This is a genomic window from Chromohalobacter sp. 296-RDG (assembly GCF_029889885.1).
Taxonomy (GTDB): Bacteria; Pseudomonadota; Gammaproteobacteria; order Pseudomonadales; family Halomonadaceae; genus Chromohalobacter.
Map to the genome: position 1 here is coordinate 1 of NZ_JARANY010000220.1, position 1,160 is coordinate 1,160.

Genomic DNA, 1,160 nt, shown 5'->3' on the forward strand with positions numbered 1-1,160 from the left:
TTCTGGAGTTTCCTGACCGATGTGTTTACGAATCGCCAGGCGACGCGCCTGTTCGGTGCCATCGCCGCCGGCGGAAGCGCCGGCGCGATCGGCGGCCCGGCGATCACCGGCATGCTGGCCCAGCAACTCGAGCCGGCAAGCCTATTGCCCATCGCCGCCGTGATTCTCGCCTGCACCCTGCCGTGCATGTGGGTGCTGGAACGCTTCTCCGGCCGCAGTAGCGAGCACGGCACCACGAATCAGTCGCTCGGTGGTACGCTTTTCGAGGGGGTGAAGGCGGTCCTGCAGTCGCGTTATCTGCTTGGAATCTGCCTGTTCATCTGGCTGTACACGACGCTGGCCACGTTCCTGTATTTCATCCAGGCCGATATCATCAGTGATGCCCTCGATGACAGTGGCGATCGTACCGCGATGTTCGCGGCCATCGACCTGCTCACCAACACTCTCACCGTGGGCATCCAACTGTTTCTCACCGCCCGGGTCGTGCAGTACTTTGGCCTCGGCCGTGCGTTGTCATTCGTACCGCTGCTCGTCGCCGCGGGCTTTCTGGTGCTGGTCGCGGCCCCCGTGCTACTCAGTATCGCCGCGGTTCAGGTGATCCGGCGTGCCGGCAACTACGCACTGGCCAAACCGGGCCGAGAGATGCTGTTCACGGTCGTGCCCCGATTCGAGAAGTACAAGTCGAAGAATTTCATCGATACCGTGGTCTACCGCGGGAGTGACGCCATCGCGGGCTGGGCCTATACCGGATTGACGGGGCTCGGATTGGGTATCAGCGGCATATCGGTCGTCGCTATTCCACTGGCGGTGCTGTGGGCGGTTATCGGCTATCGCCTCGGCGTATCGCGGCAGGCGCGGGCCACTGACACTGCAACGCCCGTCTCGACGGCGGCAAGGAGCATCCGATGACCGACGACAACGATTTTCTCGGCAGGCACGGCGCCATATCGCGCCGCACCTTCCTTCAGTTGTCCGCAGGCGCCGGGGTGTTGGCCGCCCTTGCCCCGACGGCGCTGAGCGCCGCGCCGGAAGCGCTGAACATGCGTGACATTCCGGCGTCCGGACAGCGCATTCCAGTCGTCGGCCTCGGCACCGCGCGGACCTTCGATGTCGACCCCGATCACGCCGCAGCGATGCAGCCGCTGGAAAAGGTACTGCAG

2 protein-coding genes are annotated in these 1,160 nt (G+C 64.2%); both read left to right on the forward strand.

Annotated features, from left to right (window positions below):
* On the forward strand, positions 1-909 hold a 909-nt coding region (locus tag OP495_RS18910; protein WP_280571151.1), incomplete at its 5' end, for an MFS transporter.
* Positions 906-1,160 (forward strand): twin-arginine translocation signal domain-containing protein (locus OP495_RS18915; protein ID WP_280571152.1); only part of this gene is annotated, 255 nt, incomplete at its 3' end. The genes OP495_RS18910 and OP495_RS18915, both read left to right, overlap by 4 nt.